This is a genomic window from Pseudotamlana agarivorans, from assembly GCF_018860245.1.
GTDB classification, from domain to species: domain Bacteria; phylum Bacteroidota; class Bacteroidia; order Flavobacteriales; family Flavobacteriaceae; genus Pseudotamlana; species Pseudotamlana agarivorans_A.
Window position 1 is genome coordinate 169201 of the sequence record NZ_JAHKPD010000007.1, and the last position, 23039, is coordinate 192239.

At 35.6% G+C, this 23039-nt stretch carries 15 protein-coding genes; 8 read left to right on the top strand and 7 right to left on the bottom strand.

Going from position 1 to position 23039, the window contains the following annotated elements:
* Positions 1–110 precede the first annotated feature (110 nt).
* Positions 111–1061 (bottom strand): tetratricopeptide repeat protein, encoded by a 951-nt coding sequence (locus KO493_RS02215; RefSeq protein ID WP_216066300.1) that lies wholly within the window; start codon positions 1059–1061, stop codon positions 111–113.
* A 219-nt stretch (positions 1062–1280) separates the two neighbouring features.
* Here KO493_RS02215 and KO493_RS02220 point away from each other — a divergent pair, with 219 nt between their 5' ends.
* Genes KO493_RS02220 through KO493_RS02230 form a run of 3 tightly spaced genes read left to right on the top strand, consistent with a single transcriptional unit; the run spans position 1281 to position 9690 of the window.
* Complete coding sequence (locus tag KO493_RS02220) at positions 1281–7760, top strand: MG2 domain-containing protein (protein ID WP_216066301.1); 6480 nt, start codon at positions 1281–1283, stop codon at positions 7758–7760.
* 8 nt (positions 7761–7768) lie between these two features.
* A complete protein-coding gene (locus KO493_RS02225) occupies positions 7769–8272 on the top strand; it encodes a hypothetical protein (RefSeq protein ID WP_216066302.1) in 504 nt (167 codons plus the stop codon).
* Positions 8273–8304: 32 nt separating this feature from the next.
* Positions 8305–9690 carry a T9SS type A sorting domain-containing protein gene (locus KO493_RS02230; RefSeq protein WP_252723137.1) on the top strand — a complete coding sequence of 462 codons (1386 nt, stop codon included), beginning with the start codon at positions 8305–8307 and terminating at the stop codon, positions 9688–9690.
* Between the two features lie 8 nt (positions 9691–9698).
* Here the strand turns inward: KO493_RS02230 and KO493_RS02235 are convergent, their stop codons facing one another.
* The 5 genes from KO493_RS02235 to KO493_RS02255 all read right to left on the bottom strand — a co-directional run bounded on the left by KO493_RS02235 (position 9699) and on the right by KO493_RS02255 (position 14439).
* Positions 9699–10424, bottom strand: a complete 726-nt coding sequence (locus KO493_RS02235) for an SDR family oxidoreductase (RefSeq protein ID WP_216066304.1) — start codon at positions 10422–10424, stop codon at positions 9699–9701.
* Between the two features lie 250 nt (positions 10425–10674).
* Entirely contained in the window at positions 10675–11223 is a 549-nt protein-coding gene (locus tag KO493_RS02240) for an HNH endonuclease (RefSeq protein ID WP_216066305.1), read from the bottom strand.
* 182 nt (positions 11224–11405) lie between these two features.
* Positions 11406–11924: a DUF4136 domain-containing protein gene (locus tag KO493_RS02245; RefSeq protein WP_216066306.1), complete on the bottom strand. Its 519-nt coding sequence runs from the start codon at positions 11922–11924 to the stop codon at positions 11406–11408.
* Between the two features lie 272 nt (positions 11925–12196).
* On the bottom strand, positions 12197–13192 hold the full coding sequence (gene obgE / locus KO493_RS02250; protein WP_216066307.1) for a GTPase ObgE: 996 nt from the start codon (positions 13190–13192) through the stop codon (positions 12197–12199).
* Positions 13193–13329: 137 nt separating this feature from the next.
* Positions 13330–14439, bottom strand: coding sequence for an adenylate kinase (locus KO493_RS02255; protein WP_216066308.1), 1110 nt, complete (start codon positions 14437–14439; stop codon positions 13330–13332).
* A 141-nt stretch (positions 14440–14580) separates the two neighbouring features.
* Between KO493_RS02255 and KO493_RS02260 the strand changes: the two genes are divergently transcribed.
* The 4 genes from KO493_RS02260 (at position 14581) to KO493_RS02275 (ending at position 19008) form a co-directional block, all read left to right on the top strand.
* The gene (locus KO493_RS02260) at positions 14581–15735 is read left to right on the top strand and encodes a 5-(carboxyamino)imidazole ribonucleotide synthase (protein WP_216066309.1); all 1155 of its coding nucleotides are present in this window, start codon (positions 14581–14583) and stop codon (positions 15733–15735) included.
* A 2-nt stretch (positions 15736–15737) separates the two neighbouring features.
* Positions 15738–16217, top strand: a complete 480-nt coding sequence (gene purE / locus KO493_RS02265; protein ID WP_216066310.1) for a 5-(carboxyamino)imidazole ribonucleotide mutase — start codon at positions 15738–15740, stop codon at positions 16215–16217.
* 152 nt (positions 16218–16369) lie between these two features.
* Complete coding sequence (locus tag KO493_RS02270; protein WP_216066311.1) at positions 16370–18409, top strand: M3 family metallopeptidase; 2040 nt, start codon at positions 16370–16372, stop codon at positions 18407–18409.
* 47 nt (positions 18410–18456) lie between these two features.
* A complete protein-coding gene (locus KO493_RS02275; RefSeq protein WP_216066312.1) occupies positions 18457–19008 on the top strand; it encodes a sigma-70 family RNA polymerase sigma factor in 552 nt (183 codons plus the stop codon).
* A 242-nt stretch (positions 19009–19250) separates the two neighbouring features.
* On the opposite strand, the gene KO493_RS02280 is transcribed toward KO493_RS02275, so the two are convergent.
* On the bottom strand, positions 19251–20069 hold the full coding sequence (locus KO493_RS02280; RefSeq protein ID WP_252723138.1) for a hypothetical protein: 819 nt from the start codon (positions 20067–20069) through the stop codon (positions 19251–19253).
* A 120-nt stretch (positions 20070–20189) separates the two neighbouring features.
* Between KO493_RS02280 and gcvP the strand changes: the two genes are divergently transcribed.
* Positions 20190–23039: an aminomethyl-transferring glycine dehydrogenase gene (gene gcvP / locus KO493_RS02285; protein WP_216066313.1), complete on the top strand. Its 2850-nt coding sequence runs from the start codon at positions 20190–20192 to the stop codon at positions 23037–23039.

Genomic DNA, 23039 nt, shown 5'->3' on the forward strand with positions numbered 1-23039 from the left:
AAAGCACCTAACAAGGCAGTAAAATCTATTCTACCTCTACTAATTTCATAAAGAATGCCCGCGCTAGTGATTGCAGTGGATAGCTTTTTGCCAGCGGATGCTCCCAAAATTCATAGGTCTAAAATCTCAGCTTTTTCAGCTTGAAATTTTTCTTCCTTCGGAAACTCCTTTAATGCCAAATTTATGTGCTTTAAGGCCTGGTTTTTATCGTTCTGGTAACTATAAATTTGAGATAAACGATAATGTGCCCAGGCTTTTGGAACTTGATCTTTTTCAGTAAAATATTTAAGATACAGATTTAAATTAATTTTACCATTTTCCAACTGAATTCTATATTTTGCACTCAAACGCCCTATTTGATAACGCACGCTATTCTCCTGAAGATTTTGCTGCGCCTCTTGTAGTGTTTCTATCGCTTTCTTTGGCAGATCTACCTGCTCATAAAGCGTCATAAGTTTCATGTAACAGGTTAATGACCCTCCCTCTTTTATAGCTTTGATATAATAGGCTTCAGCCTCCTCAAAATCGTCATCATACGCATAAATAAACCCCTTGGCTAAGTAGCCATCAACTTTAGAAAGTGTTTCGAGTTCTTGAGCGTATCGCAATGCCTCTAACTTACTTCCTCCAAGGATACCAGGCAAATTCATATATAAATGAACCAAAGCCCAACGCGCATCGATATGTTTGCTATCCAAAGCGACAGCCTTAAGAAATGCCGACTCAATATCGTTAACTAAAGTCATGCCTTTAAGCCTATTCTCTAAAGCCTTCATACTTAAAAAGGCGCCGTAATTATAATAATAATCGGCATTGAACTTTTCTTTATCAACAACTATTTCGTAAATATTTATAGCCTCATCCCACCTTTTTTGATACCCATAGGTATCGCCTAAAAGCGCTTTTGCCTTTACATTATTTGGATTATTTTTCAAATAATTTGATAGAAAAAGTTCGGCCTGTCGGTACTGTTTTTTTTGAATTAAGGTATCAATATTAGAAAAATTGCCTTGAGAAAAACTAAAGAGTGGTAAAAGAGTAAAAAGCCAAATTTTAATCATTTAAAAAAACTATTTATAACAAATGTAAACTTAATTTACGAAGTATGAATTTATTGGATTGAGCTTAGTAAATTAGCACCTTCATGCCTGTTTTTTATTTACAAAATGATTAACTTACCTGATTAAACATGAGGACTCTCAAATGATTGTTTTTTTGGAACAGATTTTGAGACCAACTAAACCACAAATAAAATAGACCCCGACACAAACTCAGTATATATGAGGCCTACGCTATTATTAATATGTATTCTTTTTTTCTCAAATCTTACCAATGCACAGAATCCTTACTCCGATTTATGGGAGAAAGTAGAAACTTTTGAAGTTCAAGGCTTACCAAAATCGGCATTAAAAACCTTGAAATCAATTGAAAAAAAAGCTAAACGTGCCGAAAACCATGAACAAATCATAAAAGTCATGCTTTTTAAGAGTAAGTTCAATCTTATCTTAGAAGAAGATGCCATACTGAATATTATCAATGATTTTAAGTCTGAAATTGATAAAAATGAGCGTCCTACTAAAAATGTTCTAGAAAATATTTTAGCTCATTTATACTGGCAATATTTTAACAAAAACAAAGATCAATTTTACAGTAGAACAAAAACTTCAGAAAAAGTAAACCTGGAAGATTTTAGAACTTGGGACCTCCAAACCCTTTTCAATGAAATTCATTTGCTTTACCAAAAATCTCTAAAAAATGACGATTTACTAAAGCAAGAACAGCTAGAAAATTATAGCGCACTAATAAAAAAACAAGGTAACTCTAGTAAATTACGACCAACATTATTCGATTTTTTAAGTCATAATGCCTTAGAGTTTTACGAAACCAACGAGACACATATTACCCAACCCGCTTATAAATTTGTGTTGGACGCCCCAGAATATCTAGCCAATGCCGAACAGTTTTCTACCTTACAAATAGCATCAAAAGACAGTACTTCCCTGCAATTAAACGCACTTAAAATATACAAAGCGCTTATAAGATTCCATTTAAAAAATAAAAATTATGACGCGCTTACCAATGTTGACATCGCCCGTATTAAGTTTGTTTACAACCATGCTACTTTTAATGATAAAGAAAAATTAAAGATAGAAGCTCTAAAAAAAGCAAGTAAAAACATTGAAAACCACGAAAGTTCTGGTTTATATGATTTTGAAATCGCTTCCACTTATTATGAGCAGAGCAAAACTTACAGTCCGAAAACCAATAAAGACAACCGCTGGAAAGCCAAGGAAGCCGTAACACTTTGCGATCAAGTTATTAAAACACACCCAAAAAGCAGTGCCGCCGAAAAGTGTGAAATTTTAAAAGCGCAGATTGAAGATTTAAGCCTTCAAATTACTACCGAAAAGTATCTCCCCATTGCTAAGGCATCTCGATTACTGATCACTTATAAAAACCTAGATTCTTTACAGTTTTATATTTACAAACTTACCGAAGAACAGGTTGAAACCTACGATGATCTATATAGAAAAGACCAAAAGCTATCTTTTTTAGAAGCATTAATACCAACCGAATCCTGGGTAAGCAAACTAAGGAATGAGCATGATTATCAAACCCACACTACAGAAGTTGTGCTTCCTAAATTAAACAACGGAAAGTATTTAGTACTTGCTAAGGTTAAAAAAGACGAAGATACATTCGCTTTTGCACACATTCAAGTGACCGATTTTGCCTTGATTGAAACTCAAACGACCGCGTTTAAACTATTCCAAATTATAAATAGAAATAACGGTAACCCTATTAGAAACGCACAGGCTGAATTATCATACTTTCCACAAAACTCCAGAACCCGAGAAACCAAAACATTTGAGACCAATAATTTAGGTCAGTTTAAAATGGAAAAAGGTGAAGACTGGTACAGAAACATTAAATTAAAAGTAACAAAAGGCAAAGAAATCGCCTATTTTGGAGACTACTACCTCAACAAAAGCTATAAACAACAAAACAATAACCCAACAAAATACAAGTCTTTTATATTCACAGACCGCAGTATTTATAGGCCAGGACAAACGGTTTACTTTAAGGCTATTGCGATGCAAGTTACAGCAGGTAAATCACAAGTTTTAGCAAGTAGACCTATACTAGCTACGTTGCACAATGTGAATAATGAAAAAGTAACGCAATTGGAGCTTAAAACCAATGATTTCGGATCTGTTTCTGGGGAATTCATTCTGCCTAACAACGGCCTTACTGGGCGTTTTAGCATATCGATTAACGACAACGATGGACATATAAATTTATTTGCATCACAAAATTTTTCAGTTGAAGAATACAAGCGTCCGAAATTTGAAACGCAATTTGAAACCATTACCGAAACCTTTCGTGTTAATGATTCTATAACCGTAAAAGGAAAAGCGCAATCTTTTTCAGGCAGTAACATTACAGATGCTAAAGTCGTTTACCGCGTAAAACGTAAAGTGGAATACCCACATTGGTCTTTTGGTTATCGCCCTTTTGCTTACAACTCCGGACAGGAAATTACCCATGGTAAAACAAAAACTGATGCTTCTGGGAATTTTGAAATTATCTTTAAAGCGATTCCAGATGAAAGTATCGACAAAACCACTCGCCCTATTTTTAAGTACGAAGTTATTGCCGATGTTACCGATATAAACGGCGAAACTCATAGTGAAACTACGACGATTAATGTAGGCTACCATGCTTTAACTGCCAATATAAATATTGAAAACGCTATTGATAAATCGGCCAAGAATCAGATATTAACCATCGAGACAAAAAACTTAAATGGTGCTTTTGTCCCTACAAAAGGCCATATTAAAATTTATAAACTTAAAGCACCCAATTCCGTTTTAAGAGTACGCCCTTGGAGTGCTCCAGATTATCAAGAATTAACAAAGCATGACTTTAAAGCCTTGTTTCCGTATGAAGCCTTTAAGGATGAAAACAACCCAGATTCTTGGGAGAACGGTAACTTGGTTTTAGAGAAGCATTTTAATACGGAAGACTCCAAAACATTAGACTTAGGGCAATTAAGCCACTGGCAATCTGGACAGTATACCATCACCTTAGAATCCAAAGACAAATTTGGTCAATTGGTGAAGGATGAAGTTAAAACGACGCTCTACAGTGATTCAGACAAAACATTAGCCGACAATGAACTTTTCAGTATAACCACTAACAAAACAGATTATAACATCAACGAATCTGCTTATATCACTTTAGGGACTTCAGCAGAAAATGTTTCGGTAACAGTAACTATTGAGAAGAATAGAAAATTCGTAAAAACGGAAATTATAAAACTAAGTAACAATAAAAAGACCATCGCAATTCCTATCACCAAAAACGATGTTGGTGGTTTTGCAGTACACTATAGTTTTGCCGCATATAATAGTTACCAATCTGGCACAAAATTAATTGCTGTGCCACACCCAAGCACAAATTTAGAAATTGAAACCTCCACTTTTAGAGATAAAATTCAACCCGGTAGCGAAGAAACATGGCAGTTTAAAATTAAAGGGCCAAATGGAGAAAAAGTAAGCACTGAATTACTGGCTAGCATGTACGATGCTTCATTAGATCTTTTCAAATCACATACCTGGAAATTCAACCCTATAAATAAACCCACTTATTATACTAGAAGTTACAGCAACGCGTATAATAACTTTAGAACTCAAGATTTTACCGCTTATAACCCAAATCATCAATTCAATTATCCTGAGCAAGAATACGACCAATTTAACTGGTATGGTTTTGATATGAATAACGACAACATCCATAAACGTTATTTAAATCAATTACGCTCTAAACAAGAATCAAAATATAGCAACTCTGTAAAAAAAGGCTTCGTTTCGGGTACTGTTTACGACGAAACTGGAGCACCTATCCCTGCCGTAACCATTATTATAAAAGGCACTACTGAAGGTACAATGACTAATTTTGACGGTAATTTTTCCATTGAAGCAGAACAAGGAGACATACTAGAAATAAGTTACATCGGTTTTGATTCGCAAGACATTCTGATAGGAAACAAAAACTTTTTTCACGCGTATTTAACGGCAAACAACAGCCATCTTAACGAGGTAACGGTTATTGGTCTAGCAGCTGCTCCCAGCGCAGTAACCAACCTTGCTAGCGCCACGCAGAAAATAGAAGTGGAAGATACCGAATCGGATGACACTGCTACAGGTTCAGTAACTATACGAGGAAATTCTAGTATTCTAGGAAATAACAAAGCATTATATATTGTTGATGGTAAAATTACTGAAGACATTTCAGATATAAGCCCAGACGACATTTTGTCTATGAATGTTTTAAAAGATTCTGCCGCTACCGCCATTTATGGTAGTAAAGCAAAAAATGGCGTTGTAATCATCACTACTAAAAACGCATTGAATGCCATTTCTCTAGTTGAAGTTAGAAAAAACTTAAAGGAAACGGCTTTTTTCTTTCCGCAGTTAAAAACCGATGAAAATGGCAACATTAGTTTCAGTTTTAATACACCAGAAGCTTTAACGCAATGGAAATTGCAATTATTAGCACATACCAAATCACTAGAAAGCGCTACTAAAACCTTAACAACGGTCACTCAAAAAGAGTTGATGGTGACTCCAAATGCGCCTCGTTTTTTACGTGAGGGCGATCGTATTAACATCAGTTCTAAAATTGCTAACCTCACGAAAAAAACAATTTCGGGTGATGCGATGTTACTACTAACCGATGCCATTTCTGGGAAAGACATAAACATTAGCCTTGGTAATGCTGTAAACAACAAACCATTTTCGGTTAATGCACATGGCAACACAGAGGTTTCATGGCAATTAAATATCCCTGAGAATATACAAGCTGTACAATATAAAGTACTTGCTAAATCGGAAACTTTTAGTGATGGCGAACAAAACACCTTACCAGTTTTATCGAATCGCATGTTGGTTACAGAAAGCTTACCGATGTGGATTAAAAGTAACGAAACAAAAACCTTCACCTTAGACAAACTCAAGAACAACGCTTCAACAAGCCTTACAAACCATAAGTTAACTTTAGAAGTAACTTCCACCCCTGCTTGGTATGCGGTTCAAGCTTTACCTTATTTAATGGAATACCCTTATGAGTGTAATGAGCAAACGTTCAGTAAATATTACGCAAATGCTTTAGCGCAGCATATTGTACAGTCGAATCCGAAAATTGAAGCCGTTTTTAATCAGTGGAAATCACAAGATGTTTTAATTTCTAACCTAGAAAATAACGATGAATTAAAGTCAATCTTAATTCAAGAAACCCCTTGGTTACGTGATGCACAAAGTGAAACAGAACAGAAAAAACGCATCGCCTTACTATTCGATTTAAATAAAATGGATAGCGAATTACAAACCGCTATTAATAAAATAAAATCGAACCAACTCCATTCTGGTGCCTGGCCTTGGTTTAATGGGGGAAGAGCAAACCGCTATATCACGCAGCATATTATTTCAGGTTTTGGGCGTTTAAAAAAGCTTCAAATTAATTCTGAAAGCACTTCTCAAATGGTTAAAAATGCCATTAAATATCTCGATGAGCAATTTATTGAGGAATATGAAACATTAAAAAAACACAATGAAAAAATAGATTTAAGCAACGATCATTTAAGCGCGACACAACTGCATTATCTATACATGCGAAGCTTCTTCCCTGAAATTGAAAAATCTAATGACGTTGAAAATACCAGCAAATATTACCAAATACAAATTGAAAACTACTGGCTAAAACGACCTTTATATTCTAAAGGCTTAATGGCTTTAATTTCTTTTAGAAATAACGATTTAAAAACAGCCAATGCGATATTAGAATCACTAAAGGAAACCAGCATCACTTCAGAAGCATTGGGCATGTATTGGAAAGAAAACACAAATTCATGGTTTTGGTACCAAGCCCCTATTGAAACCCAAGCGCTTTTAATTGAAGCTTTTTCAGAAATTAAAAAAGACATCCAAACCATTGATAACTTAAAAATCTGGCTTATTAAAAACAAGCAAACAAATCACTGGAAAACAACGAAAGCAACAACTAATGCGGTTTATGCTTTATTACTTGAAGGTAGCGATTGGTTAAGCGTTACTGATAGGGTTGATGTAACAGTAGGAAATAAAACTATTGAACCTGCTAAATTAGATAATGTAAAAACGGAAGCTGGAACAGGTTATTATAAAACCTCTTGGACTGCCACTGAAATCAACCCTGCAATGAGCGAAGTAACCCTTACTAAAAAAGGAGACGGCATCGCTTGGGGGAGCTTGTATTGGCAATATTTTGAGGATTTAGATAAAATTACAACTGCAGAAACACCGCTGAGTATTAAGAAAAAATTATTCGTTAAACATGATACAGATTTGGGTGAAGAAATTACCGAAATAACACCTAACACCACCCTTAAAGTTGGTGATCTTGTTCGCGTACGCATCGAATTACAAAGTGATCGCGACATGGAATTCCTTCATATGAAAGATATGCGTGCTGCTGGTTTAGAACCTATAAACGTTATTTCAACTTATAAATGGCAAGATGGTTTAGGCTATTATGAAAGTACCAAAGACGCCAGCACCAATTTCTTTATTGACCGCTTACCAAAAGGTATTTATGTTTTTGAATACGATTTAAGAGTTAATAATGCTGGCGACATGAGTAATGGTATTACAACCCTACAAAGTATGTATGCTCCTGAATTTAGTAGCCATAGTGAAGGCATTCGAATTAAAACGGAATAAACCATTTTATGAAACTAACAAAATCTATAAAGTTTAAGATTATTGCTATACTTCTTGTAGCTTTAGGTTTTGTACAAGCATGTAAACCTGCAAAAACTGAAATTCCGATAGAAACTACTATTGCGGAAAACCCTAAAATTATATTTTTAACTTATAGCATAAGTGAAACAGCTTCAGGAAAAAGAAGCATGCAACTTGTTAGTCAGAAAATAGTTGATGGCTACTTAAAACCGAATAACGATCGCTCAGCACAAAACGCTGTAGACGGCGATTTAATTTGTTTACAATTTGATGGGCAATCAAATATTATAAGCCGGAGTTTAATTAAGAATCCGCTAAAAAAATCGGTAGAATCCTTAAATGAGTCAAAAAGTTTCGAAACACAATCTATTAATTTAAATAAAACCAAATTTTCAACAAGAATAGCTTTAAGAAGTCATACTAAGCACCTTACAATTAGTAACTTTGTAAACTCAGAAAACCTGATTAGCACCAAGATAAATCAAGAATGAAAATACACTGCTTTCTTATTATTTCCATTTTAATGTCTACACTTGTCCTGCACGGGCAAAACTTTCCTTTGGAAGCCATTAAAATTTCTGGAAATGATGACAAAAAAATAAATATTGTTTTTTTAAGTGAAGGGTATCAGGCTAGCGAAATGGACAAATTTATCACCAATGCCACCAGTTTCACCAATACCTTTTTTAATACTAGTCCGTTTAGAGAATATGCCGACTACTTTAATGTGTATGCTTTAAAAATACCTTCTAATGAAAGCGGTGCCGATCATCCTGGTACCGCAACAGATTTAACCGAACCGGCACATCCAATTACCAATGTAGACACCTATTTTAACGCCACTTATGATGCTTATAACAGACACCGTTTACTGTATTATGAAATTGACGGTAATGCTGCGAATGATACACATACCAAGATTTTCAATGTGCTTGCAGATAACTTCCCCATGTATGATCAAGGCTTTATCATTGTAAACTCATCACATTACGGCGGTAGTGGTGGTGATTTCCCTGTTACATATAATGGATATTGGGGACCTCATGTTGCCATGCATGAAATGGGACATTCCTTGTTTAACCTCATAGACGAATACTATCCAGGAGATGCTCTAGCCCGTGAAGGCATTAATATGACTCAAGAAACTGATCCAACACAGGTTCGTTGGAAAAATTGGTACCATACTAATCAAGCGGGTATTTATCAACATTATTCGGGAGCAGTGCCCAAAGACTGGTACAAACCAAATAGTGGAACGTGCATCATGGAATCTGTCGACAAGCCGTTTTGCTCGGTATGCAAAGAAGGCATTATAGAAAAAATTCATGAGTTAACCAATCCAATAGATAGCTACTCACCGAATAATACAACGGTTGATGCTGAAAATTTTCCAATTGAATTTGAATTGCAACTCACAACACCAAATCCAAATACTCTAAAAAATAGATGGAATTTAAATGTCTTTGAATTTGCTACCGATATGGAAAGCGTTTTTATAACGGAAGCCGATTTACTTAAAGGTACAAATGCCTTAACCGTGGTTGTAACAGATGACTCCAATTTATTGATGATAGATAATCACGAAAGAGTTCACGCCTATATCGTAAATTGGACGATTAACTATTCTACTTTAGGCATTACAGACATAGAAAGTGTCGTTAATAAGCTTCATATTTCTATGTTTCCTAACCCAGCAAACACGATTATTAATTTCGAGTTTGAAGGCAACCATAACACACCGTTAACAGTAGACATTATCAGCATGGACGGCAAACGTGTAAAGTCATTCACATTATCTCACTTGAGACCTCAGCAAATAGATATCAGCCATTTAAATTCCGGAATTTATTTAACGAATTTTTACACAGGAAACACCTTAATTTCTAGCAAACGCTTAGTTAAAAATTAGATTAATCCCTAACCCTTAGTTGGTGGCATAGTAGGACGCACCTCAATTTTACTAGGTAACGTTCTTGGGTTCATTTTTAGTAAATCAACAACCATCTCACCCAAGTCTTCCTTTTGAATTTTCCAATCGTCTTTAGCATCGGGTTCGTTACCATTAAAATGTGTAGAAACAGATCCAGGCATAATTGTACTCACTTTAACGCCGTGTTGTCTTAAATCTAACATCACAGCTTGTGTAAACCCCGTTAAGCCAAACTTACTCGCATTATAAGCAGAACCTTTCGCAAAAAAGTTTGCCCCTGCTAAACTTGAAATGGTAATAAAATACCCTTTAGATTTTTTAAGCGCCTCAACACTAGCTTTTATTGTATAAAACGCACCTGTTAAATTCGTATCAATCGTGTCTTGCCACTGTTCTATAGATAACTCTTCGATGCTCCCAAAATGCCCCAACCCCGCATTAGCAATGACAAAATCTAATTGATTAAACTGACTCAGAACTTTTCTAACAGCGTTTTGCTGACTTCCAAAATCACGTACATCAGCTTTTACTCCAATAGCAAGAGCACTATATGAGCTCGAGTTTAACAATTTGGCAGTTTCATTGGCCGCTTCGGCGCTTCTACTTGTTACTGCAACATTAACGCCTTGAGCTAATAAGGCTTCCGCGATGCCGTAACCTATACCTTTCGTACCGCCAGTAATTAGCGCTACTTTATTTTTTATTGTATTCATTATTGCAGTGTTTTCGTATTATAAGTTTATTAATAAACTGAAAAATAATTTATTAAAATTAAAACTATTCTTGTATAACCAATTAAATTATGTCGGATTCCAATTTGGATTATATTTTGTTCAAATAAAACAGAAAATTCAAGCACGGCATGAGCTATGGTTTTATTTCATATGGAAATATAGCCAAAAAAGAAACAAATTTTATGTGATATAATTTGGCTAAAAAAGTGTAGAATTTCACACATGTAGTTTACTCTTCTACGTAGCCCCAATTTTCACCTGTTTGAATTCTGTAAAGTTGCATCGTGGAAATCCCAAATTGTTTGGCTATCATTTTTAACCGTGTTTTTCTGTTTGGGTCGTTTAATTTTCGTTTAATATATTTAACTCTAGTTTCAGTTAATTTTGCAGTTGAAGGTATGGTTCGTGCTCGATTTTTAAATTCAGGCCCCGTGAATTGGTGCGTTTCCTTTTCTTTCTTTGTAGCCCATTTTAAATTTTCAAGCTTGTTGTTTGTTTTATCATAATCTAAATGTATCACACAAACACCATCTTTCTGTTCAAGAAAATGTTCGGCGACAAGTTTGTGTACATAACGGCTTGTTAATTTCCCATTCCTTTTTTGTCTAAGAGGTAAATTTTGATAACCATTTATATAAGAAACTTTTACAAGATATTCTTCGTCCGTTTTACAATTTATAATTCTTCCGTAATTTGATATTTTAAATTTTTCCTTGTCAGAAATTTTATCATCAAACTTTATTTCTTTCCATTTTTCATTCCAATAATTTCGAATCATTTTTTGCTATTTTTAATTTGAGAGTTTATTTTTTATCACATAAATAAAACAATTAAATACGATAAACCACTATAGTTATCAATTTGATTAATTTCACCATGTACAGCGTATTCTAAATCGTAATCATACAAAACCATAAAGTAAACTTATAACATCAGTTGTTATGATAATTAAAATACTTTCTACTTAGGAGGATATTGAGAAAGAACGTCCTCTATCACTATTTTAAACTTTTTTTCCTTTTGATCTGGTGTTTGATTGGAGTTAAATTTAAAGTCACTAATAGCTTGCCAAAAGAGTTGGTTTTTCCCTTGGTCTACAAAATCGATAGTTAGCATGCAATTAACTTCGCTTTCACCAATTGGGATACCAACAGAAACACCACCACCAACATTTCTACCTCCGCCACCTAAACCAACACCAATACTACTTTGTCGAGGATTTTGATAGGCCTTACTTTTTATATCTATATAAAAATCTGGAGATTCTGTAACCCTATAGCCTAAAGTTTTCATTTTTAAATCTATCGCATTTAAAAGCCTATTGGTATCAAATTCACTTAATCCGGTTTGCATATCGGCGAAATATTGATAAGTTTTATAATTTGAAAATTTAGTGGTTTTATCATAATCATAGCGTACCTTAACGGGGGCACAAGCCACAAAAAGAAATGCGAATAAAATGATTATAGAAAACTTCATAACTGCTTATTTCTCTTCTAAAGTTACTTAATTTTCCTGAATGTTCCTATTTGTGCTGTTTTTCCGTTCGGGATTGCAAAGGAAATTCAGACCATTTACTTAAGCACAGACGGAGGAAATAGTCATGTCCATAAAAGTATGATGTTCACCAACAAAAACCCCTTCAGGTTTTGATTCATGAAGGGGCAACAATCGTAATGCTGTTATCGCTCATTAAATAAGCAATATTATGCTATTAAAATACTTTCGCTTTCGCGGAAGATTTAACGGGTTTAATTCAACATTTTCCACAGTACATCTTTAAGCTCAGTAATGCCTTTTTGGGCTACTGAAGAGATGAACATATACGGAATTGGCAATTCGTTATCAAGTTCGATTTTCATTTCAGCTTTAAGCTCATCATCAAGCATATCACTTTTAGAAATGGCGATAATACGGTCTTTATCCAACATTTCTGGATTGTAACGACGTAACTCATCTAAGAGAATATCATATTGTTTTTTAATATCTTCAGCATCGGCTGGAATTAAAAACAGTAAAATGGAGTTACGTTCGATATGACGTAAAAAGTAATGTCCTAAACCCCTTCCTTCGGCGGCACCCTCGATAATTCCAGGAATATCGGCCATAACAAAGGTTTGGAAATCACGATATTGTACAATTCCTAAATTAGGTTTTAGCGTGGTAAACTCGTAATCGGCAATTTTTGGTTTTGCAGAAGTGACTACAGAGAGTAATGTTGATTTCCCTGCGTTTGGAAATCCTACTAAACCAACATCTGCAAGCACTTTAAGTTCCATGGTTACATAAAACTCTTCCATAGGCATACCTGGCTGTGCGTAACGTGGCGTTTGATTTGTAGAGGTTTTAAAATGCCAGTTTCCTAAGCCACCTTTCCCTCCTTGGGCTAAGATGCGCTCCTCGCCTTCTTCGGTGATTTCAAAAAGGACACTATTGGTTTCGGTATCGCGAACTACAGTTCCTAATGGCACATCGATGTAAACATCTTCACCATCGCTACCAAAACTTCTACCACTACTACCGTGCCCACCATGTCCAGCACGAATGTGTTTTTTAAACTTTAAGTGAAGTAGGGTCCATAAATTAGATTGCCCTCGAATAATAACATGACCTCCACGACCACCATCACCACCGTCTGGGCCACCTTTGGCTATGTACTTTTCGCGATGTAAATGCGAAGAACCTTTTCCTCCGTTTCCAGAAGATACATACATTTTTACGTAGTCTACAAAATTCCCTTCAGTCATTCTTTTGCTTGTATTTATCATGCCCGCGAAGGCGCGAATCTTTTTAATGAAGTTATATTAAACCAAAAATGGCCTAAACGAACTACAATTAAAACGTATAGTTCTTTAATGAGATTCCCACCTTCGTGGGAATTCCACTATAATTTATCTATCACAGCACTTAAACGCTCTGTAATGTCTTCGATGCTACCTACACCATCAACACCAAAATATTTATCTTGAGCCGAATAGTATTCTTTTAAAATAGCTGTTTTGTTGTAATATTCTGTAATTCTATTTCTAATAATAGATTCGTTAGCATCGTCTGCGCGCCCGCTAGTTTTACCTCGACCAAGAAGACGTTCTACAAGAATTTCATCATCAACTTCCAAGGCTATCATGGCATTAATTTGAGAATCTTTTGAAGTCATGAGCTTGTCTAAAGATTCTGCTTGCGCGTTGGTACGTGGGAAACCATCAAAAATAAATCCGTTAGCATCGGCGTTTTTTTCAACTTCTGCGTTAAGCATGTCGATAGTCACTTGATCTGGAACCAATTCACCTTTATCAATAAACGATTTTGCTAACATCCCTAATGCTGTTTCGTTTTTGATATTAAATCTAAAAACATCACCTGTAGAGATATGTACTAAATTATACTTTTCCTTTAAAAATTCTGCTTGAGTTCCTTTACCGGCACCTGGAGGGCCAAATAACACTAGGTTTGTCATATGTTGAGTTTGTTTTATTTGATATACTTCTGGCAAATTTCGCCCTAAACCATCATAATCTAAGCCGTAACCTACTATGAATTTGTTTGGAATTTCGATGCCAACGTAATGCAATTTAAAATCCTTCTTATAAGCTTCAGGCTTGTAGAAAAGCGTGGCTATTTTTAAAGATTTTACATTTTCATTTTTAAAAATGCGATGAACTTCCGCTAAAGTATTTCCTGTGTCAATAATATCTTCCAGAATAATTACGGTACGCCCGGTTAAGTCTTGTGTTAATCCTATTAACCGCTGTATATCTTCGGTAGATTTTACGCCTTCGTAAGATGCTAACTTTATAAAAGTGACCTCACAAGGTTTAGGATATTTTTTTACAAAATCGCTAACCACCATAAATGAGCCATTCAAAATACCAATAAAAATAGGGATTTCGTCGCCTACATCGTTAGCAATTTCGGTTGCTAGACGTTGCATCACTTCATCTATTTGTTTCGCAGGTATAAAGGGCTTAAAAAATTTATCGTGTAGCTTTATCAAAACTTAAATATTTTTTAAAGAGGCAAAGATAATCAATAGATTGAGCAATAACCATTTTTTGATTTATGATTTTAGGAACTAATTTAAGATTTAACCGTATTTTTGCCTATCCTAATTTCGATTTAGTAAAAAACACATTTAATGAATTATTTTTCATCAAACTTTAAACTTGGTATTTTAGGTGGCGGCCAACTTGGTAAAATGCTACTGTACAACACACGGAAATTCGATATTTACACAGCTGTTCTTGAGTCTAGCGATGAAGCGCCTTGCAAAATTGCTTGCGACCATTTTCAGCTGGGTGATTTAATGGATTATGATGCGGTTTATAATTTTGGAAAACAAGTAGATGTTTTAACTTTTGAAATTGAAAACGTAAATGTTGATGCGCTCGAAGCTTTAGAAAAAGAAGGAGTGAAAGTATATCCGTCTTCTAAAACGCTAAGAACCATCCAGAATAAAGCCACTCAAAAATTATTTTACGTAGATAACAACTTACCTACCGCTCCATTTTCACGTTTTGCATATACTTCTGAAATTGAAGAAGCCATAAACCACGGTGGTTTAAGCCTACCCTTTGTTTGGAAATGTGCACAATTTGGTTACGACGGTACAGGCGTAAAAATTGTAAAATCTGTTGATGATTTAAAAGATTTACCAAACGTAGAATGTATTGCTGAAACCTTAGTGCCTTTTAAAAATGAATTGGCTGTTATTGTTTCTAGAAGTGCATCTGGCGAAATTAAAACCTATCCGGTTGTTGAAATGGAATTTCACCCAGAAGCCAATCAAGTGGAATATGTGATATGCCCTGCAAGAATTCCTGAAGCCATTGCTGAAAAAGCGGAAGATGTAGCGCTACGTGCTTCAAAAGCATTTAATCATGTTGGTTTATTGGCTGTTGAAATGTTTCAAACCCAAGACGATGACATTCTTATTAACGAGGTCGCACCAAGACCTCACAATTCTGGTCACCAAACAATTGAAGCGAGTTATACCTCGCAATTCGAACAGCACATTAGAGCCATATTAAATTTACCTTTAGGACGTACCGATAATAAAGTTGGTGGTGTTATGGTTAACTTAGTGGGCGCTGAAGGCTATTCTGGAAATGTCGTTTACGAAAACATAGAAAACATCATGAAAATGGATGGTGTTACACCACACATTTACGGTAAAAAACAAACCAGACCATTTAGAAAGATGGGGCATGTCACGATTGTGAATGAAGATTTGAATGAAGCGCGACGCGTAGCAGAACAAGTTAAAAACAGTATTAAAGTAATAAGCGAATAGATATGAGTAAAGTAGGCGTAATCATGGGAAGCAAAAGCGACCTTCCTGTAATGCAAGATGCGATTGACATCTTAAAAGGTTTTGATATTGAAGTTGAAGTTGATATTGTTTCGGCGCACCGTACACCAGAAAAATTATTTGATTATGGTAAAAATGCCCATACCAGAGGTTTTTCGGTCGTTGTTGCTGGTGCTGGAGGTGCTGCGCATTTACCAGGTATGATCGCTTCTTTATCGCCACTTCCTGTAATTGGAGTGCCTGTAAAAAGCAGTAACTCTATAGATGGTTGGGATTCTGTCCTATCCATTTTACAAATGCCAGGTGGTGTTCCTGTAGCTACAGTGGCCTTAAACGGTGCCAAAAACGCAGGTATTCTCGCTGCTCAAATTATTGGCGCCAGCGATAAATGCGTGCTTGATAAGATTATTATGTACAAAGAAGGGTTGAAAGTTAAAGTTAACGAATCTGCCAAAGACCTATAGCATGAAAAAAGCCTCGAAACAATTTCGAGGCTTTTCAGCTATTAACAAATAATTCTATTGAGTTAGTCACTCTGCAATTATTACTTCAAAAATACATATTTTTTTATTATGCGCACATAGTAAAATAAATATTTAACACTTAAATTAAAGAAATGATAAACAAATCATTAATTACACCATATAATACGCAATACAACACCCCTCCATTCTCAAAAATTAAAAACGAAGACTTCCTACCGGCATTTAAAAAGTCTATTGAAAACGCTAAAAAAGAGATAGATAGCATCGCGAACAGCCAAGAAAAGCCTTCATTCGAAAACACGATCGTAGCTTTAGATTTCTCGGGGGAACAGTTGGATCGTTTGGGTAGTATTTTCTTTAATTTAAACTCAGCAGAAACTAATGAAACCATTCAAAAAATAGCACAAGAAGTTTCGCCTTTACTTTCTGAATTTAGTAATGATATTACTTTAAATGAGAATTTATTTAAGCGTGTTAAAGCGGTTTACGAATTTAAAGCTGATTTGGACCTTACCACAGAACAACAAACACTGCTTGATAAAAAATATAAAGGTTTCTCTAGAAATGGTGCGAACCTAGCGGAAGAAAAAAAGCAAAAACTAAGAGATATCGACAAGCAATTGAGTCAGTTAACGCTTAAATTTGGCGAGAATGTTTTAGCCGAAACCAATAAGTTTGAAATGCTAATTACCAATGAAGCCGATTTATCTGGTCTTCCAGAAGGTACTATTGAAGCTGCGAAGCAATTGGCAGAATCTAAAGAAAAAATCGGTTGGATGTTCACCTTAGATTATCCAAGCTACATTCCGTTTCTTACCTATGCCGATAACCGTGAACTTAGAAAAAAATTAGCTCTAGAAGCGGGTGCTAAAGCTTTTAAAGGTGATGCTTTAGACAACCAGGAAAACGTGCTAAAAATAGTAAAACTACGTTATGAGCGTGCCAACTTATTAGGGTACAAAACCCACGCTCATTTTGTTTTAGAAGAACGTATGGCGCAAACTCCAGAAACCGTTACAAACTTTTTAAACGAACTTTTAGAAAAAGCCAAGCCTGCGGCTGAAAAAGAATTCGAAAAGCTAGAAACCTTTGCTAAAGAACTTGATGGCATCGATCATTTAGAAAAATGGGATGGGGCTTATTATTCTGAAAAACTCAAGCAAAAATTATTCAGTTTAGATGATGAGTTATTAAAACCATACTTCAAACTAGAAAATGTAATAAATGGCGCGTTTACCATTGCTAATAAATTATTCGATTTAAACTTTGAAGAAATTAACAATATCGATAAATATCATGAAGATGTTCTAACTTATAAAGTAACCAACAGCAACGGAGACTTGGTTTCTATTTTCTACGCCGATTTTTTTCCAAGAGCAGGAAAACGTAACGGCGCATGGATGACCTCCTACAAGCCTCAATACATAAAAGATGGCGAAAACAGCAGACCACATATTTCTATCGTTTGTAATTTCACGAAACCAACAAAAAGCAAACCATCACTTTTAACCTTTAACGAAGTCACCACTTTATTTCATGAATTTGGTCATGCCTTACACGGTATGTTAGCTAATACCACCTACCCTAGTATATCCGGAACAAGCGTGTATTGGGATTTTGTAGAATTACCAAGTCAGGTTTTAGAAAACTGGTGCTACGAAAAAGAAGCCTTAGAATTATTCGCTACCCACTATGAAACTGGAGAAGTGATTCCTATGGATTTAGTTGAAAAAATTAAAGAATCGGCTGCTTTTCACGAAGGCATGCAGACCTTACGTCAGTTAAGCTTTGGTCTTTTAGACATGAGCTGGCATGGTGAAGATCCTAGCCCAATAAAAAATGTGAAAGCGCACGAAAAAGAAGCTTTTAAAGGCACAACTCTTTATCCTGAAGTTGAAGAAAACTGTATGAGCACCGCCTTTTCACATATTTTTCAAGGCGGGTACTCCTCTGGGTATTACAGCTACAAATGGGCCGAAGTTCTAGATGCCGATGCTTTTGAATATTTCAAAGAAACGGGAATTTTTAATAAAACTGTAGCTAAGAAATTTCAGGACAACGTCCTGTCTCAAGGTGGTACTGAAAATCCAATGACACTTTATAAGCGATTTAGAGGTCAAGAACCTCAACCAGAAGCTTTATTGAGACGTGCGGGATTAATCTCTAAATAAAATTCATTTTTTTCAACTACTTTTGAAACACTAAAACTTGTTCCTCAATGCCAAATCATCAAATTAACCCTAATAAGTGGATCGATTCGTATTCAGATTACTTATTCAATTACACCATTTCTCGTGTAAGTGACAGGGAGATTGCCCAAGATTTGGTACAAGACACCTTTTTGGCTGCTTTAAAATCGATGAAAAACTTTAAGGGAGAAGCCAGTGAACGCACCTGGCTAATCTCCATTTTAAAGCGAAAAATTATTGACCACTACCGTAAAATTAATTCAAATAAAGGCAAAGCCGAAGTTAGAATTAACTATAGAGATTCTGAAAGTGAAGGCGATTGGTTGGAAGAACGCGTTGCCGATCCCTTTGATAAAACCGCTGAAGACGCTTTAGAGAATTCGGAACTTGGTGATGCCATACACAATTGTTTAAGTAAGCTTCCAAAGAAACAAGCTGAAGTTTTTAAAATGAAAACCATTCTTAATTACGAAACAGAAACAATCTGTAATGAACTGAATATTACAGCGTCTAACCTTTGGGTAATCATTCATAGAGCACGAACGGCCATGGCAGATTGTTTAAAAGAAAATTGGTTATAATTATGAGTAAGATAAAGGTTTTCATGCCGTGCGAAGAAGCGAGTCATATTTGTGACAAGGTGCAATATAAGGAAGCGTCTCTATGGGATAAAGTCAAGCTGAATTTACATATCATTTATTGTAAAACTTGCAGAAAGCATACAAAAATTAATACTAAACTCTCTAAATGCATAAAAAAATCGCGGGTTGACTGCCTGGATCCCGAATGCAAGGAAGCCATGCGAAAAACTGTTGATAAAGCACTAGCCGACAATCAACATCAAAATTAACCAAACTACAGGAAGTGCTTCCACCCAAAAAGCACAGTAATATTTCGCTTGTTCCTGTTTAGATCTCCATACAAATACACCCGTTACAAAGAGAACAATACCTAAAGCAATTCCACTAGAAGCAGACGCCTCAGCTTTAAAGTACTCTAAAACAAGCATAAACACTAAAAGTACAACACCCAAAAGCTTCGTTTTTTTTACCCCTATTTTCTGCGGAATGGTTTTCAAGTTTAAAGGATCATATTTTAAATCACGAATTTCAAAAGGCAACATCAATACCAAAACATAAGCAAAACGCTGAAGCCCCATTAAAAGCACCTCTTTTGTGATGTCATGGCCAGATTCAATAACCGGAAGAAAAACACTAACCCCCATCCATACGAAAGCAATAATGTAAACCTTTAGTCCTTCAACATGGCGTAAATTTTGTGTTTTGTTCCGTAAAAACGGAATGGAATACAACACCGTTAATACAGCAAATCCACTTACGATAAAAACGGTTTTCGTTTGTAATTGAATCATGTAAAACCCTGTCATTAAAACTGAAAAAAGGGTTAAAACAGGAATGGCTTTTACACGATTTGCCAACCTAGGATAATAAAACTTAAGATCGCTAAAAAATTTAACAAAATTATAACCCGAAATAGCAGCAAAAAAGATGAAGCAAAGGACTACTTTACTAGGTTTCAACCCAAGCTCTAACAGGGTTACACAAGCTAATGCACACACGGCTAAAGCCACGTGAATACTACTATTGATATAAAATGCAAAACCCTTTTTTAAAAAATTCATTAAACAAATGTAACTAAAGTGCCGCTAGGGAATTCAACTGGTTAAAAACTTTCTATTTTTCGCAATAAATCACGATAAATATTCATTATTTTTGCGAATTATTTATACAAATACACTTTTATGAATACAAACGCGTTTGCTTTGCGTCATATTGGCCCTAGAGAAGAGGACCAAAACCTAATGTTAGAAACTCTTGGTTTAGACTCATTAGATCAGTTAATTTACGAAACCATTCCAGATGATATTCGTTTAAAAAAACCTCTTAATTTAGACGAGCCTATGACAGAATATGAATATTTATTACATATTCATGCGTTGTCTCAAAAAAATAAAGTTTACAAAACTTATATCGGTTTAGGGTATCATCCAACAGTCTTACCGGCGGTGATTCAACGTAACGTTTTAGAAAACCCAGGTTGGTACACAGCATATACGCCTTATCAAGCTGAGATTGCTCAAGGACGTCTTGAAGCTTTATTGAATTTCCAAACCATGATTATTGACTTAACCGGTATGGAAATTGCCAATGCATCACTTTTAGATGAAAGTACTGCTGCTGCAGAAGCTATGAGTTTGTTATTCGCCGTTCGCGAACGCGATCAGAAAAAAGCGGGTATTAATAAGTTTTTCGTTTCAGAAAATATATTACCTCAAACTTTATCAGTGCTGCAAACTAGAGCCACACCTATTGGCATTGAATTAGTGATTGGTAATGAGGAATCCTTCGATTTTTCTTCTGAATTTTTCGGAGCTATTCTACAATACCCAGGAAAAGAAGGACAAATTACCGATATAGAATCCTTTATAACACAAGCAAACGACGCCAGAATTAAAGTAGCCGTTGCTGCCGATATTTTAAGTTTAATAAAATTAGAAGCTCCAGGAAAATTTGGTGCCGATGTTGTTGTTGGAACAACGCAACGCTTTGGAATCCCTATGGGTTATGGTGGCCCACACGCGGCTTATTTCGCAACAAAACAAGCTTACAAACGTGATTTACCAGGTCGTATTATTGGAGTTACCAAAGATACCAACGGAAACCGTGCACTGCGAATGGCGCTACAAACGAGAGAGCAACACATAAAACGTGACAAAGCAACATCTAACATTTGTACGGCTCAAGTGCTATTAGCTGTGATGGCTAGTATGTATGCCGTATATCATGGTCCGAAAGGCCTAAAATTTATTGCAAACAAAATTCATAACAAAGCAGCAACTTTAGCTCATGCCTTAGAGCAATTAGGATACGAACAAACGAACACTTCGTATTTTGATACGCTTCAAATAAAAACCAAAGCAAAGAAAATAGAAAAAATTGCTACCGCTAAAAAGGTAAATTTCTTCTACCCTGATAAGCATACCGTTACCATTTCTATAAACGAAACGACTTCGGTTAGCGACATCAACGATTTAATTTCAGTTTTTGCTAAAGCAGCGAAGAAAAAAACGATTGTAATTTCTGAAGTTGAACAATTCAATAACATATCAGAAAACATTCAAAGAACCACAGATTTCTTAACAGAACCGGTATTTAACAGTCACCATTCTGAAACGGAATTAATGCGTTACATCAAAATGCTTGAGCGCAAAGATTTATCGTTAAATCATTCTATGATTTCTTTAGGATCTTGTACGATGAAATTAAACGCAGCTTCAGAAATGCTACCGCTTAGTTCGGTTAACTGGGGGACTATTCACCCTTTTGCACCACTAAAACAAGCTAAAGGTTATTTAACGATTCTTAAAGCTTTAGAAGATCAACTCACAGAAATCACAGGTTTTGCTGCTACTTCTTTACAACCAAATTCTGGTGCTCAAGGTGAGTTCGCTGGACTTATGGTTATAAAGGCTTACCACGAATCACGTAATGATCATCATAGAAACATCTGCTTAATTCCTTCTTCCGCACACGGAACAAATCCTGCAAGTGCTGTTATGGCAGGTATGAAAGTAGTGGTTACAAAATCTACAGCTGAAGGTAATATTGATGTAGACGATTTACGTGAAAAAGCCCAATTACACGCCGATAATTTATCATGTTTAATGGTAACATACCCTTCTACGCACGGGGTTTACGAATCTGCGATTAAAGAAATCACCAAAATTATTCATGATAATGGCGGACAAGTATACATGGACGGTGCCAACATGAATGCCCAAGTAGGATTAACAAATCCTGGAAACATTGGTGCAGACGTTTGTCACTTAAACCTTCATAAAACATTTGCCATTCCTCATGGTGGTGGTGGCCCAGGTGTTGGCCCTATTTGTGTTGCTGAACAACTTGTACCTTTCTTACCTGGAAACCCAATTATAAAAACTGGTGGTAAAGAAGCGATTACAGGAATTTCTGCAGCGCCATTTGGTTCTGCTTTAGTTTGTTTGATTTCTTACGGATACATTAAAATGTTAGGCGCTGAAGGATTAACCGAATCTACTAAAATAGCCATATTAAACGCCAATTATATCAAGCACCGTTTACAAGGAAGTTTTGATACTTTATATTCAGGTGAACGTGGTAGAGCGGCACATGAAATGATTGTAGATTGTCGTGCTTTTAAAACTAATGGTATTGAAGTTACCGATATCGCAAAACGATTAATAGACTACGGTTTTCACTCGCCTACCCTATCATTCCCTGTTGCAGGAACTTTAATGATCGAGCCTACGGAAAGCGAAAGCAAAGCTGAAATCGATAGATTCTGTGATGCTTTAATTGCCATTAAGAATGAGATAGATAACGCTTCAAAAGACGATAATAATAACGTTTTAAAGAATGCACCACATACTTTAGCGATGGTAACTAACGATACTTGGGACTTCCCATACACGCGTGAACAAGCTGCTTTTCCATTGGATTATGTAAAAGATAATAAGTTTTGGCCAAGCGTAAGACGTGTGGATGATGCCTATGGTGATAGAAATTTAATATGTTCTTGCGCTCCTATTGAAGACTATATTGAGGCTTAA

What these genes read in the sequence shown, in the direction of transcription:
- KO493_RS02215 (WP_216066300.1), bottom strand. Translation starts at nt 1,061, where the DNA reads ATGATTAAAATTTGGCTTTTTACTCTTTTACCACTCTTTAGTTTTTCT.
- KO493_RS02220 (WP_216066301.1), top strand. Translation starts at nt 1,281, where the DNA reads ATGAGGCCTACGCTATTATTAATATGTATTCTTTTTTTCTCAAATCTT.
- KO493_RS02225 (WP_216066302.1), top strand. Translation starts at nt 7,769, where the DNA reads ATGAAACTAACAAAATCTATAAAGTTTAAGATTATTGCTATACTTCTT.
- KO493_RS02230 (WP_252723137.1), top strand. Translation starts at nt 8,305, where the DNA reads ATGTCTACACTTGTCCTGCACGGGCAAAACTTTCCTTTGGAAGCCATT.
- KO493_RS02235 (WP_216066304.1), bottom strand. Translation starts at nt 10,424, where the DNA reads ATGAATACAATAAAAAATAAAGTAGCGCTAATTACTGGCGGTACGAAA.
- KO493_RS02240 (WP_216066305.1), bottom strand. Translation starts at nt 11,223, where the DNA reads ATGATTCGAAATTATTGGAATGAAAAATGGAAAGAAATAAAGTTTGAT.
- KO493_RS02245 (WP_216066306.1), bottom strand. Translation starts at nt 11,924, where the DNA reads ATGAAGTTTTCTATAATCATTTTATTCGCATTTCTTTTTGTGGCTTGT.
- obgE (WP_216066307.1), bottom strand. Translation starts at nt 13,192, where the DNA reads ATGACTGAAGGGAATTTTGTAGACTACGTAAAAATGTATGTATCTTCT.
- KO493_RS02260 (WP_216066309.1), top strand. Translation starts at nt 14,581, where the DNA reads ATGAATTATTTTTCATCAAACTTTAAACTTGGTATTTTAGGTGGCGGC.
- purE (WP_216066310.1), top strand. Translation starts at nt 15,738, where the DNA reads ATGAGTAAAGTAGGCGTAATCATGGGAAGCAAAAGCGACCTTCCTGTA.
- KO493_RS02270 (WP_216066311.1), top strand. Translation starts at nt 16,370, where the DNA reads ATGATAAACAAATCATTAATTACACCATATAATACGCAATACAACACC.
- KO493_RS02275 (WP_216066312.1), top strand. Translation starts at nt 18,457, where the DNA reads ATGCCAAATCATCAAATTAACCCTAATAAGTGGATCGATTCGTATTCA.
- KO493_RS02280 (WP_252723138.1), bottom strand. Translation starts at nt 20,069, where the DNA reads ATGAATTTTTTAAAAAAGGGTTTTGCATTTTATATCAATAGTAGTATT.
- gcvP (WP_216066313.1), top strand. Translation starts at nt 20,190, where the DNA reads ATGAATACAAACGCGTTTGCTTTGCGTCATATTGGCCCTAGAGAAGAG.